General features: G+C 68.0%; 12 protein-coding genes. 6 read left to right on the top strand and 6 right to left on the bottom strand.

The features are described from left to right. Positions 1-3: 3 nt before the first annotated feature. The 3 genes from rimI to pssA are packed head-to-tail and all read right to left on the bottom strand — an operon-like array spanning position 4 to position 1,747. Entirely contained in the window at positions 4-480 is a 477-nt protein-coding gene (gene rimI, locus LQ772_RS04150) for a ribosomal protein S18-alanine N-acetyltransferase (protein ID WP_231324216.1), read from the bottom strand. Then, positions 480-968 (bottom strand): hypothetical protein, encoded by a 489-nt coding sequence (locus tag LQ772_RS04145; RefSeq protein WP_231324215.1) that lies wholly within the window; start codon positions 966-968, stop codon positions 480-482. The genes rimI and LQ772_RS04145 overlap by 1 nt, the downstream gene beginning before the upstream one ends. Continuing rightward, positions 965-1,747, bottom strand: a complete 783-nt coding sequence (pssA, locus tag LQ772_RS04140; protein ID WP_231324213.1) for a CDP-diacylglycerol--serine O-phosphatidyltransferase — start codon at positions 1,745-1,747, stop codon at positions 965-967. Before pssA ends, LQ772_RS04145 begins: the two co-directional genes overlap by 4 nt. A 124-nt stretch (positions 1,748-1,871) precedes the next feature. Between pssA and LQ772_RS04135 the strand changes: the two genes are divergently transcribed. The 3 genes from LQ772_RS04135 (at position 1,872) to LQ772_RS04125 (ending at position 4,616) form a co-directional block, all read left to right on the top strand. Then, positions 1,872-2,294 carry a DUF4124 domain-containing protein gene (locus LQ772_RS04135; RefSeq protein ID WP_231324211.1) on the top strand — a complete coding sequence of 141 codons (423 nt, stop codon included), beginning with the start codon at positions 1,872-1,874 and terminating at the stop codon, positions 2,292-2,294. 80 nt (positions 2,295-2,374) lie between these two features. After that, complete coding sequence (locus LQ772_RS04130; protein ID WP_231324209.1) at positions 2,375-4,072, top strand: proline--tRNA ligase; 1,698 nt, start codon at positions 2,375-2,377, stop codon at positions 4,070-4,072. Positions 4,073-4,295: 223 nt separating this feature from the next. After that, positions 4,296-4,616, top strand: a complete 321-nt coding sequence (locus LQ772_RS04125; RefSeq protein ID WP_231324207.1) for an H-NS histone family protein — start codon at positions 4,296-4,298, stop codon at positions 4,614-4,616. A 134-nt stretch (positions 4,617-4,750) separates the two neighbouring features. Here the strand turns inward: LQ772_RS04125 and tldD are convergent, their stop codons facing one another. Continuing rightward, on the bottom strand, positions 4,751-6,190 hold the full coding sequence (gene tldD, locus LQ772_RS04120; protein WP_231324205.1) for a metalloprotease TldD: 1,440 nt from the start codon (positions 6,188-6,190) through the stop codon (positions 4,751-4,753). Between the two features lie 123 nt (positions 6,191-6,313). Here tldD and LQ772_RS04115 point away from each other — a divergent pair, with 123 nt between their 5' ends. Continuing rightward, positions 6,314-7,495: a sterol desaturase family protein gene (locus LQ772_RS04115; protein WP_231324203.1), complete on the top strand. Its 1,182-nt coding sequence runs from the start codon at positions 6,314-6,316 to the stop codon at positions 7,493-7,495. Positions 7,496-7,645: 150 nt separating this feature from the next. Here LQ772_RS04115 and LQ772_RS04110 read toward each other — a convergent pair whose 3' ends face one another. Then, on the bottom strand, positions 7,646-11,527 hold the full coding sequence (locus LQ772_RS04110) for a YhdP family protein (protein WP_231324201.1): 3,882 nt from the start codon (positions 11,525-11,527) through the stop codon (positions 7,646-7,648). Between the two features lie 39 nt (positions 11,528-11,566). Next, positions 11,567-13,039 (bottom strand): ribonuclease G, encoded by a 1,473-nt coding sequence (gene rng, locus LQ772_RS04105; RefSeq protein WP_231324199.1) that lies wholly within the window; start codon positions 13,037-13,039, stop codon positions 11,567-11,569. A 143-nt stretch (positions 13,040-13,182) separates the two neighbouring features. Between rng and LQ772_RS04100 the strand changes: the two genes are divergently transcribed. Together LQ772_RS04100 and LQ772_RS04095 are read left to right on the top strand one after the other, a co-directional pair. Then, on the top strand, positions 13,183-13,848 hold the full coding sequence (locus LQ772_RS04100) for a response regulator transcription factor (RefSeq protein WP_231324197.1): 666 nt from the start codon (positions 13,183-13,185) through the stop codon (positions 13,846-13,848). Next, the gene (locus LQ772_RS04095; protein ID WP_231324195.1) at positions 13,845-15,200 is read left to right on the top strand and encodes a sensor histidine kinase; all 1,356 of its coding nucleotides are present in this window, start codon (positions 13,845-13,847) and stop codon (positions 15,198-15,200) included. Before LQ772_RS04100 ends, LQ772_RS04095 begins: the two co-directional genes overlap by 4 nt. Positions 15,201-15,234 lie beyond the last annotated feature (34 nt).

Below are 15,234 nucleotides of genomic sequence, written 5' to 3'. Positions count from 1 at the left end.
CTCCTACAGGGACGCCGACTCCCGATCCAGCGCCATCACGATCGCATCCTCGCGCCCGCACTTGGCCGGGTAATAACGCGGGCGCCGGCCGATCTCCTTGAAGCCGACCGAGGCGTAGAGTTCCTGCGCCACCGGGTTGGACGGGCGTACCTCCAGGAACACCCGCTCGGCGCCGCTCCAGCGCGCCACGTCGAGCAACCGGCCGAGCAGGTGCCGGCCCAGGCCGCGGCCGCGCCAGGCAGGGCCGATGCAAAGGTTGAGCACGTGCGCTTCGCCGGCGGCCACCGAGAGGATTCCGTAGCCGGCCACGTCGCCCTCGCAACACAACACCCAGCACGGATGCCCGGCCTTCAGGCAGTCACTGAAAATGCCGGACGACCAGGGGAAATCGTAGGACGCGCTTTCGAGCGCACTGACCGCGGCCACGTCCTCGCGCCGCATCGCACGGATCTCGATGCGCGGACGTGCCACCGCGACCATTACGCACCTCCCGCCAGCGCACGCCGCAGTTGGCGCAGCGCGGTCCACAGCCTGCGCTTGCCGGCACCGTTGACGAGCACCTCGTGCGGCTCGTCGGCCAGCACGATCTGCGCCTGGTTCATCACAGCTGCGGGCAGCTCACGCCCCAGCGCGTGCGCCTGCGCCTGGCCGAACACGAGGTAGGCGCGCACTGGCGGCACCGTGGCGGTGGGCCGCCCATCCCTGACCGTGATCCGCCCGGCGCGCGCAAGCCCGGGACCATAGGCGGCCAAGGCGCGGCCAAGCAGGTCCAGCTCACGCGCGACGCAACCGTCCGGCAACAGCACCACGCAGGAAGCTGGTGGCGCCATGGGCTCCGCAAGCGCCTCGTTGGGCTCGGCCGTCTGCGCTTCCGCGGTCGCGCGGCGCACCCATGGCGTCACGCCGAGCACGCGCAAGACCCTCGTGCGGCGCGAGACGGGTCCGCGGCTGGCCGGCGCCGGGCTCATGGCCTGGCGCGACGGGTCCGCCGGCGATGGGCCGCGCGGCCCCACAGCGTCACCACTGGGCCGGACAGCAGGTACAGCGTGAACACCACGAACAGCACCCGCGGCGGATCGATCAGGAAAGGCACCAGGACCAGCACCGCCACCAGCACCCAAAGGAACGGCACGCGATCACGTTCGCCCATCGGCAGCGACTTGAAGCTGTAGTAGCGGAAGCGGCTGACCATCAGCAAGCCGACGACCACCGCCATGGCCAGGGTGAGGAAGCACAGGCTCGGGCCGGGAACCTGGAACTTCTCCATGGTCCACACGAACGACATGCACACCGCCGCCGCCGCCGGGCTGGCCAATCCCTGGAAGTAGCGCTTGTCGATCACTCCGACCTGGGTGTTGAAGCGCGCCAGGCGCAGTGCGCCACAAGCGGCATAGAGGAACGCCGCGGCCCAGCCGATCTTGCCCCAGACCAGCCCGTAGTCGCGCAGCGAGGACAGCGACCAGTTGTACATCACCAGCGACGGCGCCAAGCCGAAGCTGACCAGGTCCGACAGCGAGTCGTATTGCACGCCGAATTCGCTCTGCGTACCGGTCAGTCGCGCCACGCGCCCGTCCATGCCGTCCAGCACCGCGGCCACGAAAACGGCGATGGCGGCCTCGGTGAAGCGATGGCCGATGCTCGCCACCACGGCGTAGTAGCCGGCGAACATCGCCGCCGTGGTGAACAGGTTCGGCAACAGGTAAATGCCCCGATGGCGGGGCGTTCGGACTGGCGTGTTCTCGCTCATGCAACGATCCGTGACGGAATGCGCGAGAGTGTAAACCATCGCCCGTCAACGGCCCCGCCATGCTTGAGTCCGGCCGTTGGGAGTGTTAACTAGTGCCGGGGCCCCATGCCCCTCGGAGAATCCCATGCGCCGCCTGCCCTTCGCCCTCGTGTTGCTACTGCTCGCGCCCGCGATCGCCGCGCAGGTGTACAAGTGGACCGATTCCCACGGCACCGTGCACTACTCCGAGACCCCGCCGCCGCAGGGTACCCGGTACAACCGCATCGACACCAATGGCATGGAACAGCCCGCGGCGCCTGCGCCGTCGGCCGCCACCGCACCTGCAACTGCCGCCAAGGCTGCGTCCGCAGGGACCGGCGGGATGGCCAATACGCCCGAAAATCGCGCCAAGCTGTGCACCTCGCTGAAGACCAACCTGGACCTGCTCAAGGGCAAGGAAGGCGTGGTGCTCGAGCAGGATGGCAAGTCGGTGCCGCTGGACGAGACCCAGCGCAGCCAGCAGGTCGCGCTGGCCGAACAGCAGTACCAGCAGTTCTGCAGCCAGTAGGACTCTGCACCGGCGTCTTTGACGCGTAAGCCGGGGATGGCCCACGTATAATCGGCCTCTTTGCCCCTGGATTACCCGCCATGCGCCTCAGCCAATTCCACCTGGCCACCGTCAAGGAAGTACCCGCCGACGCCGAAGTCGCCAGCCATCGGCTGATGCTGCGCGCCGGCATGATCCGCAAACTCGCCTCCGGGCTCTACACCTGGACGCCGCTGGGCCTGCGCGTGCTGCGCAAGGTCGAGAACGTGGTTCGCGAGGAAATGAACCGCGCCGGCGCGATCGAATTGCTGATGCCCGCGGTACAGCCCAAAGAGTTGTGGGAAGAGACCGGCCGCTGGGAAAAGTTCGGCGGCCAGCTGTTGAAGATCCGGGATCGCAAGGACCAGGAGTTCTGTTTCGGCCCCACGCACGAGGAAGTCATTACCGACTTCGCCCGCAACGAACTGAAGAGCTACAAACAGCTGCCGGTCAATTTCTATCAGATCCAGACCAAGTTCCGCGACGAGATCCGCCCGCGCTTCGGCGTGATGCGCGCGCGCGAATTCCTGATGAAGGATGCCTATTCCTTCCATCTCTCGCCCGAATCGCTGGGCGACACCTACGAGGTGATGTACCAGGCCTATTCGCGCGTTTTCGAGCGGCTCGGCCTTTCGTTCCGCGCCGTACAGGCGGACACCGGCGCGATCGGCGGCAACGCCAGCCATGAATTCCAGGTGCTCGCCGATTCCGGTGAGGATGCGATCGCGTTCTCCGACGGCTCCGATTACGCCGCCAATATCGAAAAGGCCGAAGCCCTGGCTCCCGCCGTCGGGCGCCCTGCCGCGCAGGCAGCGCTCGAGCGCGTAGACACGCCCACGCAAAAGACGATCGCCGAGGTCAGCGCCTTCCTGGGCGTCCCGCCCCAGCGGTGCGTCAAGACCTTGCTGGTCCGCGGTCGCGAGGGCTTGGTGGCGCTCTGCCTCCGCGGCGACCACGAGATCAACGAGATCAAGGCCGGCAAACTGGCCGAATTGCCGGATGAGCCGGTGCTCGCCACGGAAGAAGAGATTCTCGCCGCGACCGGCACGCGCCCCGGCTTCATCGGCCCGGTCGGCCTGCCCGATACGATCCCGGTAATCGTCGACCGCAGTGCCGCGGTGCTGGCCGATTTCGTCTGCGGTGGCAATGCCGACGGCACCCATTACACCGGCGCCAACTGGGAACGCGACGCGCGTATTACCCGCGTAGAGGACATCCGCCAGGTGGTCGAGGGCGATCCTTCCCCCGACGGTCAGGGCACGCTGCGCCTGGCCCGTGGCATCGAGGTCGGCCACATTTTCCAGTTGGGCCAGAAATACGCCCAGGCACTGGGTGCCACGGTACTGGACGACCAGGGCAAGGCGCAGGTGATGATGATGGGTTGTTACGGTATCGGCGTGAGCCGCATCGTGGCCGCCGCGATCGAGCAATCGCACGACGAGGCCGGCATTATCTGGCCGGAAACCATGGCGCCCTGGCGGGTAGCGGTCTGCATCATCAACCCGAAGAACCTGCCCGACGTGCGCGCGGCTGCCGAAACCCTCTACCGCAAGCTCGAGGAACGCGGTATCGAAACGGTCCTGGACGACCGTGGATTACGCCCCGGCCAGATGTTTGCCGACTTGGAATTGATCGGCATTCCGCACCGCGTCGTGGTAAGCGAGCGGGGCCTGGCTGCCGGTACGCTCGAATACCGTCGACGCTCGGAATCGGAAAACCGCGCCATTACCGAGGACGAATTGTTCACATTGCTGGCGTAAAAGTAAGTGGCGATCCGGCGGCACGGTGAATTACCGTGCCGCCGGGTTTGGCAATGAACCGGGGCGGTTTTTATGCGGTGGATCGCATTATTCCGTCCCGCGGGATAATCGGCCGTTTTGCAATCGTCCCCGTCATTGGGCGAGAATGCCTCCGACAGGAAGCACCGCTCTCATGACGAGAGGCAGAAAACACATAATCGAAGACTTATCCGGGAGCCCACGCATGGCAGTCGACATCAAGAACCTCAATCACAACCAGCTCAATGAACTGATCAGCAAGGCGCAGGTGCGCCAGAACGAGCTGCGCAAGGAGAAGGTCGCCAAGCTGCGCGAGAAGATCCATGCCATGGTCAAGGCCGAGGGCTACAACATGGAAGACATCTTCGGCGGCACCCGCAAGGCCCGCCGCAGCACCGGCACGGTGGCGCCGAAGTATCGCAACCCGGCCAATGCGGAACAGACCTGGTCCGGCCGCGGCAAGCGCCCGCGCTGGTTCAACGATGCGCTGAAGGCCGGCAAGAAGGAAAAGGATCTGGCGATCTGATCCGACGGCTGCAATGAAGTAAAAAAACACCGGCCTCGCGCCGGTGTTTTTTTATGCGCTGGATTTGGCCCCGCTCTGCTTCCGGCAAGCCTGGCCTCACCCAATCCTCTCTCTGGAGAAGGGGTAATCGTACGTCAGGCGGCGGTGCCGCCCACGGTCATGCCGTCGATTTTCAACGTCGGCTGGCCCACACCCACCGGCACGCTCTGGCCGTCCTTCCCGCACACGCCGATGCCCTCGTCGAGCTTGAGGTCGTTGCCGATCATGGACACGCGGGTAAGCACTTCCGGGCCGGCGCCGATCAGGGTGGCGCCCTTGACCGGGGCAGTGATCTTGCCGTCCTCGATCAGGTAGGCCTCGCTGGCGGAGAACACGAACTTGCCGCTGGTGATATCGACCTGCCCGCCGCCGAAGTTGACCGCGTAAAGGCCGCGCTTCACCGAGGCGATGATCTCGGCCGGATCGTGCGAACCGGCGCGCATGTAGGTGTTGGTCATGCGCGGCATCGGCAACTGCGCGAACGATTCGCGTCGGCCGTTGCCGGTCGGCTTCATGCCCATCAGGCGCGCGTTCAACTTGTCCTGCATGTAGCCCACCAGGATGCCGTCCTCGATCAGCGTCGTGCATTCGGTCGGCGTGCCCTCGTCGTCCACGCTGAGCGAGCCGCGACGGTTGGGCAGCGTGCCGTCGTCGACCACGGTGACGCCGGGCGCGGCCACGCGCTGGCCGAGGCGGCCGGCGAACGCCGAGCTGCCCTTGCGGTTGAAGTCGCCCTCCAGGCCGTGGCCGATCGCCTCGTGCAGCAGCACGCCGGGCCAGCCGGGGCCGAGCACGACGGTCATCTGCCCGGCCGGGGCATCGACCGAATCGAGGTTGACCAGCGCCTGGCGCACCGCCTCTTCGGCGAAGGCCAGCGCGCGGCCGTTCTCGATCAGCTCGCGATAGCCGTAGCGTCCCCCGCCGCCGCCGCTGCCCTGCTCGCGACGGCCGTTGGCTTCGGCGATCACCTGCACGTTCAATCGCACCAGCGGGCGCACGTCCGCCGCCAGGGTACCGTCGGCGCCGGCCACCAGCACGGTGTCCATGGTCGCGGCCAGACTCACGATCACCTGCTTGACGCGCGGATCGCGCGAGCGCGCCCAGGCGTCCACCTCGCGCAGCAGCGCGATCTTGTCGGCATTGGGCAGGCTCTCGACCGGGTCCAGCGCCGGATAGAGCGACCGCGCGCCGTTGAGCGCCAGCGGCTTGCCGGCGCCCTGCCCGCCCTGGGCGATCGCGCGCGCGGCCTTGGAAGCCTCCAGCAACTGCGGCAGCACGATCTCGTCGGAATATGCGAAACCGGTCTTCTCGCCACTGATGGCGCGTACGCCTACGCCTTGTTCGATCGAATGGCTGCCGTCCTTGACGATGCCTTCCTCAAGCAACCACGACTCGCTGCGCGAATGCTGGAAGTACAGGTCCGCCGCGTCGATGTCCGGCCCCATCAGCTGCGCAAACACGCGCTCGAGGTCGGTGGTAACCAGGCCGCCGGGGGCCAGCAGCTTGTTCTCTACGTGGGCAATGAGTGAATCCATGGAGCCGGCAACCTTGGGCGAAAGGGATGACTATCCCACATGGGGTCGTACCGGGCCCTTTAAAGCACGTCGCGCGCGGCTGCCGCTACCATGCGCCGACGTCACCCATGGAGAGGCCACATCATGAGCAGGGATACCAGGCACAGGCGCACCCGCGGGCTGCTGGACAGCGCCGTGAAGGCGCCCATCGGCGAGACCCACGATCTCCTGCAACGTCACGGCGCGCTGCGCCCGGGCGTGGGCAAGCTCAGCAGCGTGGTGGCCTTGTCGCTGGGTTTCCTGAGCCTGCTGGCAGTGCTGGCCTTCCACTTCCCGCAGTACCTGACCACGCCGGACCTGCGCCATCAGTACTCGATCGACGTGCTGCGCCAGCTGCTGCTGGTGGCGCTGCTGGTCGCCGGCGGCATGTCGCTGGGCAACCTGGTGCTCGGGCGCCAGCGCAACCTGAACCTGGTCGCCTTTGCCCTGGTGCTCGCTGCCACCGCGCTGGGCGGCTCGCGGGTGCCAGTGGGCAACTTCCCCGACCACACGCCCTACATCGGGCTGGACTGGTTCATCCTGGACCTGCTCGGTTCCACGTTGGTGTTCGTCGTGATCGAGAAGCTGTTTCCGTTGTACAGGGGGCAGACGCTGTTCCGCGCCGAGTGGCAGACGGATCTGAAGCATTTTGCGGTCAACCATTTCATCGTCGGGCTGGCGCTGCTGAGCGTGAACTTCCTGCTGCACCATCTGTTCGGCTGGCTGGTCAGCAGTGGTTTCCAGCAGGCCGTGCGGGATGTCCCGTTCCTGCCACAACTGCTGATGTGCGTGCTGGTGGCGGACCTCGCGCAGTACTGGACGCACCGCGCGTACCACGAAGTGCCATTCCTGTGGCGCTTCCATGCCGTGCACCACAGCGTCAAGACGATGGACTGGCTGGCCGGCTCGCGCCAGCACATGCTGGAATTGATCGTCACGCGCGTGTGCGTGCTGGCACCGCTGTACATCCTGGGCTTCTCCGAGGCGGTGATGAACGGCTACATCCTCATCGTCGGGTTCCAGGCGGTGTTCAACCACGCCAACGTGCACCTGCCGTGGGGCCCGCTGAAGTACCTGCTGGTGACGCCCGACTTCCACCACTGGCACCACGCTTCGGACGAGGAGGCGATCGACCGGAACTATGCGGCGCATTACGCCTTCCTCGACCACCTCTTCGGCACGGCGGTGAAGTCGCCCAAAGTGTTTCCGGAGAAGTACGGCGTGGTGGGCGATTACATGCCGGACGGATTCGTGCGGCAGCAGCTGTTTCCGTTTCGGCGGAAGTAGGCCGAGTCGCGCCGCAAAGTCGACCCTGCCCGCCTTTGGAGCACCCTCCGTGATTCGGCGCATCGCGTCGTGCTGCCGAACCTTCCCCCGCGAACGCGTGGAAGGTGACGGCAGGCGGGGCGGAGGGGGCCGACCTTGCAACGACTGGTTTCAGCGTCCCGCGCTTGCCGCCGGTGCCGGCACCGAAGTGGCGGGCGCCGGTTGCGCCTCGTGTTTCTCCACCAGCGTGAACACCGGCTTTTCCCAGCTCCCGGTGACGTGGTAGCGCGCGCTGGCGGCCTTGTTCAGCCCCTTGCCGAGCAGCCCCTGCACGGCGAAACCGGCGGCGGCCCCAACCGGTCCGGCGACCACCGCGCCGACCACCGGCAAGCTGTTGCCCACGTGTGGCAGCACGTAGACCTGCTGGTCGTAGTCGCGCGTGCGCAAGCCGGTGCGGCCACGAATGTCGATGTCCGCGGCGGGCCCGCGGATTTGCAGGTTGTCTGTGGTGGCGTTGCCGTCGGCGAAGCGGAAGTCGCCCTTGATCGAATCGAACGCCAGCCCCTTGCCGAACACGTCGCCGAAATCGAGCGTGAGGCGTCGCGGCAACTCGGCCACTGAAACCAGCCCGAACAGCCGTCCCACGCCTGGAGCGAGCTCGGGAATGCGGCCGTGGCTGACGTCGATGCCCAGCGTGCCGGTCATGTTCGCCAGCGCGAAGGACGTGGGCGCTCCGGGCCAGCTCGCATCCAGCACCGCATGCGTCTTGCCGCCGTTGAACAGCCCTTCGTACCCGAAGGCGGTCAGCATGCTGCCCAGGTTCTGCGCCGCGAAGTCGATGCGCATCTGCGTGTGGCTGGCCTGCGCAGTGCCGTTCCAGTCGCCGCCGGCATTGAGCTGTACGCTCTTGGACAGCGCGCGCAACTGGTCGATGTGCATGCCCTGCGCGGTTGGCCAGGTCTCCAGCCGCGCCTCGCCAAGCCGGGCCGCGCCCAGTCGCAGGTCTCCAATCCATAGGTGGAACGGCGGCAGCGACCCCGGCTCGATGCCCGTGGCGGACGGATCGGCCAACGGTTCGGCCGGGGGTTGCGACGTGGCAGCAGGTGTTGGCTGCGCTGCGCCCCGGGCCGGGCTCGCGGGCTTGCCCGCGGGCGGTGGCGCCGCCTGCGGCCAGTACAGGCGTTGCAGGCGTGCGGTGATGCCGCGCTTGCGCAGGTCGGCCGCGGGCACGTCCACATGGCCGGCCAGCGCCGGACTGTCCACGTCGATCGCCAGCCCGTCGGTCCCGGGCATGGCCTTGATATGCATCTGCGGGAAATCGTGCTCGAACACCAGCGCGCGGTCGGCCTGGGCGTCGATGCTCTCCAGACCGGGGCCATCGCTGCTGCTGCCGGCCACCGCATGCTGCACCCAGCCGGACACGTCGAGCGCCGTGGCGTGGCCACGGATGCGCAGGCCCCGGTCCGGCAGGCTCTCGGGCATGGCGGTACCGAAAGCGATCGCCGCGGCCAGCGGCTGGGTGTCGCCCGCGGGGAGGCGGAAGCGCGCGCGCATCACGTCGCCCAGCGCCACGTCCAGCCGGGCGTTATCCACCGGCAAGCCCACGGTCAGGTGCAACGGCAGCACGGCATCGGCCGGCTTGGACAGAGGCACCGGAAGCTTCAGCGTGGTGCCGGCGAGCGTGCTGTCGGCGCTGAGCGTCTGCACCGACTCACCGCCACTGCCGTGGGCGATGTCGAAGCCGATCGTGTAGTCGCTGCGCCCTTGGGCGGCCTTGCCCAGCCATTCAAGTTGCGGATAGCCCTGCAGCAGTTCGGCGATGGCATAGCGCCCCTGGAGCCGCGCCGAGAGCACCGTGTCCGGCTGGCCGGTCGCATCGGCGATCGCCAGGTCCAGCGACGAGGGCTGGCCGCGGAAACCGCCGGCGAGCGGACCGGCGTGCACGCCGTGGGCGTCGAAGCTCACCGGCCCATTCAGCTTGTCCAGTTTGAGCTTCCACTCGGGCGCGTCCACGTCCATGCCGGTGAGCCGGGCGCTGCCATCCAGTCGCAGCGCCCGGGTGTCCTTCACCGGCAGTGACAGGTGGAAGCCGAACGCACCGCTGCCGCCCAGGCGCAACTTGGCCAGCGTGTCGGCCTGGTCGCGCGCGATCGGGCTTTGCCGAAGGAACTTGATCAGGTCCGCGCCGCTGCCATTTCCCTGTGCGTTGAGATCGACCGTGGTGTCGGAGAACTCGGGGATCAGCGCCACCGCGCGATCGATCTTGATGCCGAGCGACTCGCCACCCTGGGCCTCGGCCAACATGCCGTTGCCGACGAAGCTCGCGTCCACGGATAGTCCCGTGGCCAGCGGCCAGCCCTCGCCGTAGTCGAAGGTGAGGCCGCTGATGCGCGCATGCGCCTCGAAGCGGCCTTCGTTATGGCGGAACGGCCAGTCGGCCAGGCTGCCGCGCACGATGAGGTCGCCCGCGTCCACCGTACCCGCGACCAGTGCGCGGTCCAGGTATTCGATGGCGGTCGGCGACATGGAACCGACCGGCCAGAACAACTTGGCGGCCACTACCTGTGCTTGGTCGATGTGCGCATAGAGATCGAGGAAGGGCCGGCGCCCATCGTCGGGCAGCGCCATCGTGCCGCGCGCGCTGCCGGCGAAGCCCTCGCCCTGGAACGCCAGCGGGTCGATGCCGACCTGCCACGCCCCGTCGGCATGCCAGGCCGCTACGGTGGTGGCCAGCCGCGTCAGGGCGAACGGCTTGCGGAAGCCTGGGGTTGCGTCCACCACGGTGGCCTGCGCCGGGAGTTCCAGCGCAAAGCCCTGCGCATCCCCGCGCAGCGTGCCGTCGAGGCGGCTGATGCCGGGCAACTTGCCGATCGCGTCGATGCCGGCATTCGAGAACGACACCTGCAGATCCCGCACGCCGCCTGCACGCGACCATTGCAGCGCGGCCCGCCTCAGCAAGCCATGCGGATGTCCGCTACCGAGCCAGGCCCCCAGCGACGTCGCCAGGCCGGGCTTGAGCGCCAGCCATGGCAGCAGCGGCGCGAGGTCGAGATCACGCGCCGCCAGGCTCACGCTCGGCGTGCTCTCCGGCTCGTGCAGCGCCAGCGCGAGTGCCCCGCCGTTGTCGGCGGCATAGCGAACCTCGTAACCGTCCGCGCTCTGGCTGATGCCAGCCATCCCGCGCAGGACGGGCACCCGCGCGGTTCCCGCGGGCCCCTCGACGGCAAGGCCGGCAAGGTCCAGGCGCAAGGTGGCGCGCACGACCTTGCGATCCTTCCAGTCCAGCCAGGCGGCCAGGCGGCCGGTACCGGCTTTGGCCACATAGCCGTCCATCGCCACGTCGCCGAGCAGCGTGCGCAGGTCGAGCCGGTCGCCGGCCAGCCACAGCCGGCCCTCGCTGCCGTCCTCGCGAAAGCTGCCGGCACCACGCCACTGGCCGCTCGCACCCTCGCGCTGCAGCACCACGCCAAAGCGAACCCGGCTGCCTTGCCGGCTCAGCCGCAACTGGTCGGCAAGCACGGCGTAACGACGCCCGCTGGCCTCGTCGGTGACGATCAAGCGCAGGTCGCGCAGCCAGATGCCCAGCGAAACGGGGCCCATCGAAAAGTCCTGCCGCGCCCCGCCATCGGGTCCGCCGATGCCGTTGACGTGCCAACGGCCCTGCGCGTCGTGGCTCAGGTCCAGCTCCAATCCGCGCGCGCGCAGATCGAGCATGTGCCGCGAAGGCAACAGCCAGCTGCCGAAGTCGATCTTGAGTTCCGACTCGGGCAGATGCAGCGGGCTGCCGCCGCCGGGGCCGGGGCCGACGGTGACGTCGCGCATCACGAACAGCGGTCCGGAACCGCGCCAATGGCCCTCCATCGAAGCGAAGCTCACTGGTCGATGCAGGCGCTCGGAGAGCTGGGCGGCGACCCATTGCGGATGGCGCGCCAGCAGCGGCAGCAGCAATTGCGCCAGCGCGACCAGCACGGCCAGCGTGATCACCGCGATGCCGGCGCCCCAGCCGAGGGCGCGCAGTGCCAGGTGCAGGCGCTGTCGCCAGCGCGCGTTCACCTCGTTCCGTCCCGGCGGGCGTTGCGCGCAATCCTTCGCTTACAGCAAGACCACATCGAACTGTTCCTGCGAGTAATGCTCTTCCGGCTGGAAGCGTATGCTCTTGGAGATGAACTCCTCCAGTTCGGCCACCGCCGCCGATTCCTCTTCGAGGATGCGCGAGACGACCTTGGGGCTGGCCATCACCAGCAGCTTCTCGGCGTTGAACTGGCGCACTGCGCGGGTGATCTCGCGGAAGATCTCGTAGGTGACCGTCTCGGCGGTCTTGATGGTGCCGCGCCCGCCGCAGGCCGGGCACGGTTCGCACAGCTGGCGCTCCAGGCTTTCGGTGGTGCGCTTGCGGGTCATCTCGACCAGGCCCAGCGCCGACATCGGATAGACCGTGGTCTTGGCGTGATCGCGCGCCAGGCCCTTCTCCAGCATGCGGATCACCTGGCGCTTGTGCTCCTCATCGTTCATGTCGATGAAGTCGATGATGATGATGCCCCCGAGGTTGCGAAGGCGCAGTTGGCGCGCGGCCGCCTGGGCGGCCTCCAGGTTGGTGCGGTAGACCGTCTCCTCCAGGTTGCGCGTGCCGAGGTAGCCACCGGTGTTGACGTCGATCGTGGTCATCGCCTCGGTCTGGTCGACGATGAGGTAGCCGCCGGATTTGAGCGGCACTTCCTTTTTCATCGCGCGCTGGATCTCGTCCTCCACGCCATAGAGGTCGAAGATCGGCCGCTCCCCGGCATAGTGTTCGATGCGGTCGTCCAGGCTGGGCATGAACTTATGCACGAACTTGACCACTTTCTCGTGCGTCTCGCGCGAGTCGACGCGGACCTTCTCGATGTCGTCGGTGAGCATGTCGCGCAGGCTGCGCAACGGCAACGAGAGTTCCTCGTAGACGCGCTCGCCGACCTTGGCCTTGGCGATGTTCTCCTGCACCACGCGCCAGACCTTGCTGAGGTAGGTCACGTCGAAGGCCAGCGACTCGGCCGACTGCCCTTCGGCGTTGGTCCGCACGATGTAACCGAGCGGATTTTCGCCGATGAGCCCGCCGAGCACGTCCTTCAGGCGCGCACGCTCGGTCTCGTCCTCGATACGCGCTGAGATGCCCAGGGTGCGTGCATGTGGCAGCAGCACGAGGTAGCGCGAAGGAATCGACAAGTGGCTGGACAAGCGCGCACCCTTGGTGCCGATCGGGTCCTTGACCACCTGCACCACGATCTCCTGGCCCTCGTGCACCAGCTCGCTGATCGAGGGCGTGTGGCCATTGCCATGCACCTCGGCACCCTCGGGTAGCGGCGGGCGCACGATATCCGAGGCGTGCAGGAACGCCGCGCGCTCCAGCCCGATTTCCACGAACACCGCCTGCATGCCGGGCATCACCCGCTGCACGCGACCCTTGTACACGTTGCCCACATAGCCGCGCCGGGAGGCGCGCTCGACGTGCACCTCCTGCAGCATGCCGTTCTCGACGACGCCCACCCGGGTTTCACGGGGCGTCACGTTGATCAGGATCTCTTCGCTCACACCCACCCCCGTTGATCTGTGTCTTTATAGCGGGTGGGCGATGAAACTGTCGATGCGCCTGCCCATGGGACGGAGGGACAGCCTCCAACCCCGCCATCCTTCCGGCGGGCGCAACGGCCGCCCACTGGGTAGACTCCGCCCACATGAAACTCCTGCTGGTGGAAGATTCCGAACGCCTGCGCGGCACCCTGCAGCACGGCCTGCGGGGCGCCGGCTTCACGGTCGACGCGGCGGCAGACGGTATCGAGGCCAAGGGCTTCCTGGCCGGCTACGACTACGACCTGGTCGTGCTGGACCTGATGCTGCCGAGGCTGGACGGCCTGGGTGTGCTGCGCACCCTGCCCGCCGGCGGACGGCGCCCGCGCGTGCTTGTACTGTCCGCGCGTGACCAGGTGGGGGATCGCATCGAGGCGCTCAATGCCGGTGCCGACGATTACCTGGTCAAGCCCTTCGCCTTCGACGAACTGGTCGCCCGCCTGCACGCGCTGGCACGCCGGCCGCTGCAGGCACAACCGGTGGTCCTGACGCTGGGCGCGCTGGCGTGGGACCCGCTGGCCCAGCGCGCCAGCGTGGATGGCCAGCCCCTGCCGCTCACGCCGCGCGAATTCGCCGTGCTGGGCTTGCTGCTGCGCCACCGCGGGCGCGCCTTCACGCGCCAGGAAATCCTCGAACGCACCGCCGGCAGCGATACCGACGTCTCCGATCGCAGTGTCGAAGTGCTGGTGTTCGGCCTGCGCCGCAAGCTCGATGCCGCCGGGCTGGCCGGCCTGATCGAAACCCGCCGCGGCGCTGGTTACCTGATCCCGTGAAACCGCCCTCGCTCGCGGCACGCATCACCCTGCTGCTGGTGGGTACCAGCCTGGCCCTGCTCGGCGGCGGTGCGCTGCTGATGGACTGGCGCATCGACCACGCGATGGAAACCCGCTACCGCGAGAATCTCCTGACCCAGGCGCAGGCGCTTACCACGGTGGTGGAGATCGAGCAGGAGGCCGGCGAACCGCAGGGGCCCGCGGGACTGCTCGGGGGCAGCGACGGCGAATGGTACGAGTTGCGCTGCGAGGGCATGCCTTCCCAACACAGCACGCCACCGCCACCGGCGATGCCTCGCGACTGGCCTGCGGCCGCCGGTGCCACGCCGCGCTTCGTCAACCTTCACCACGGGTCCGGACGGCTGGGTGCGGTGATGTTCGCCTTCCAGGAGCCCTCCTCCACCCGACCACCCACGCACCGCTGTGCGTTGCTTTTCGTGCAGGACCGCCGCGCGTTCGATCGCCTGCTGACCACGCTGGACTGGATTCTCGCCCTGGGTCCCGCGCTGGCGCTGCTGGTCGCGCTGGCGGCCGTGCCGCTGATCGTGCGGCGGGGCCTCAAGCCGGTGCGCGCGCTGGTCGAGCGCATGCGCGACATCGGCCCGCATGCCCCCGGACAACGATTGCCCGCCAGCGGCATGCGCGAGCTCGACCCGCTGGTGACGCGCTTCAACGACGTGCTGGTGCGGATGGACGAGGGCCTCGCCCGCGAGCGCCAGTTCGCCAGCGGCCTGGCCCACGAAACGCGCACGCGGCTGGCCGAACTGCGCGCGCTGGCCGAGGTGGAGGCGCGCTATCCGAGCGGGCGAGAGCTGGGGCAGATTCTTGGCGAGATCGGCAAGATCGGCGCGGAGCTGGAAGCGACCGTCGCCGCGCTGTTGTTGCTCACCCGCCTGCAGTCGGGCCTGGAGCACCCGCAACGCCAGCCGCTGGAACTGGCGCCCTGGCTCGAGCGTCAGTTCCAGCGCCAGCGCGCGCATGTGGCTGGACGGGGCGTTGCGCTGTCCGTGTCAGGCAGGCCGCCGGCCAGCCTGTACACCGATCCGGCGTTGCTGGAGGTCGTGCTGGGAAACCTGCTCGGCAACGCCGGCGCCTATGCGCCGGCCGGCGATACGGTGCGGATCGACCTGGATGCCGAGAGCCTGCGCATAAGCAACGCCGCACCCGAACTGGAACCGGCCGACCTCGCGCGCTTCGGCCAACGCTTCTGGCGCAAGCAGCCGCCACACGCCGGGCATGCGGGCCTGGGGCTGGCACTCGCGCACGCCGCGGCCGAAGCGCTCGGCATGGAGCTGTGCTTCGAACTCCGCGACGGCCGGGTGCATGCACGGCTGGCATGGGCGTTGAACTGAGCATCGAAGGGTGCTCGTAGGCCCACCGGGCTTT

This window comes from Frateuria edaphi (assembly GCF_021117405.1).
GTDB classification, from domain to species: domain Bacteria; phylum Pseudomonadota; class Gammaproteobacteria; order Xanthomonadales; family Rhodanobacteraceae; genus Frateuria_A; species Frateuria_A edaphi.
This window is presented reverse-complemented; position numbering and strand designations above follow the sequence as displayed.

Bases quoted from the DNA above. Each gene is read 5' to 3' on its own strand.
- rimI (WP_231324216.1), bottom strand. From the start codon at position 480: ATGGTCGCGGTGGCACGTCCGCGCATCGAGATCCGTGCGATGCGGCGC.
- LQ772_RS04145 (WP_231324215.1), bottom strand. From the start codon at position 968: ATGAGCCCGGCGCCGGCCAGCCGCGGACCCGTCTCGCGCCGCACGAGG.
- pssA (WP_231324213.1), bottom strand. From the start codon at position 1,747: ATGAGCGAGAACACGCCAGTCCGAACGCCCCGCCATCGGGGCATTTAC.
- LQ772_RS04135 (WP_231324211.1), top strand. From the start codon at position 1,872: ATGCGCCGCCTGCCCTTCGCCCTCGTGTTGCTACTGCTCGCGCCCGCG.
- LQ772_RS04130 (WP_231324209.1), top strand. From the start codon at position 2,375: ATGCGCCTCAGCCAATTCCACCTGGCCACCGTCAAGGAAGTACCCGCC.
- LQ772_RS04125 (WP_231324207.1), top strand. From the start codon at position 4,296: ATGGCAGTCGACATCAAGAACCTCAATCACAACCAGCTCAATGAACTG.
- tldD (WP_231324205.1), bottom strand. From the start codon at position 6,190: ATGGATTCACTCATTGCCCACGTAGAGAACAAGCTGCTGGCCCCCGGC.
- LQ772_RS04115 (WP_231324203.1), top strand. From the start codon at position 6,314: ATGAGCAGGGATACCAGGCACAGGCGCACCCGCGGGCTGCTGGACAGC.
- LQ772_RS04100 (WP_231324197.1), top strand. From the start codon at position 13,183: ATGAAACTCCTGCTGGTGGAAGATTCCGAACGCCTGCGCGGCACCCTG.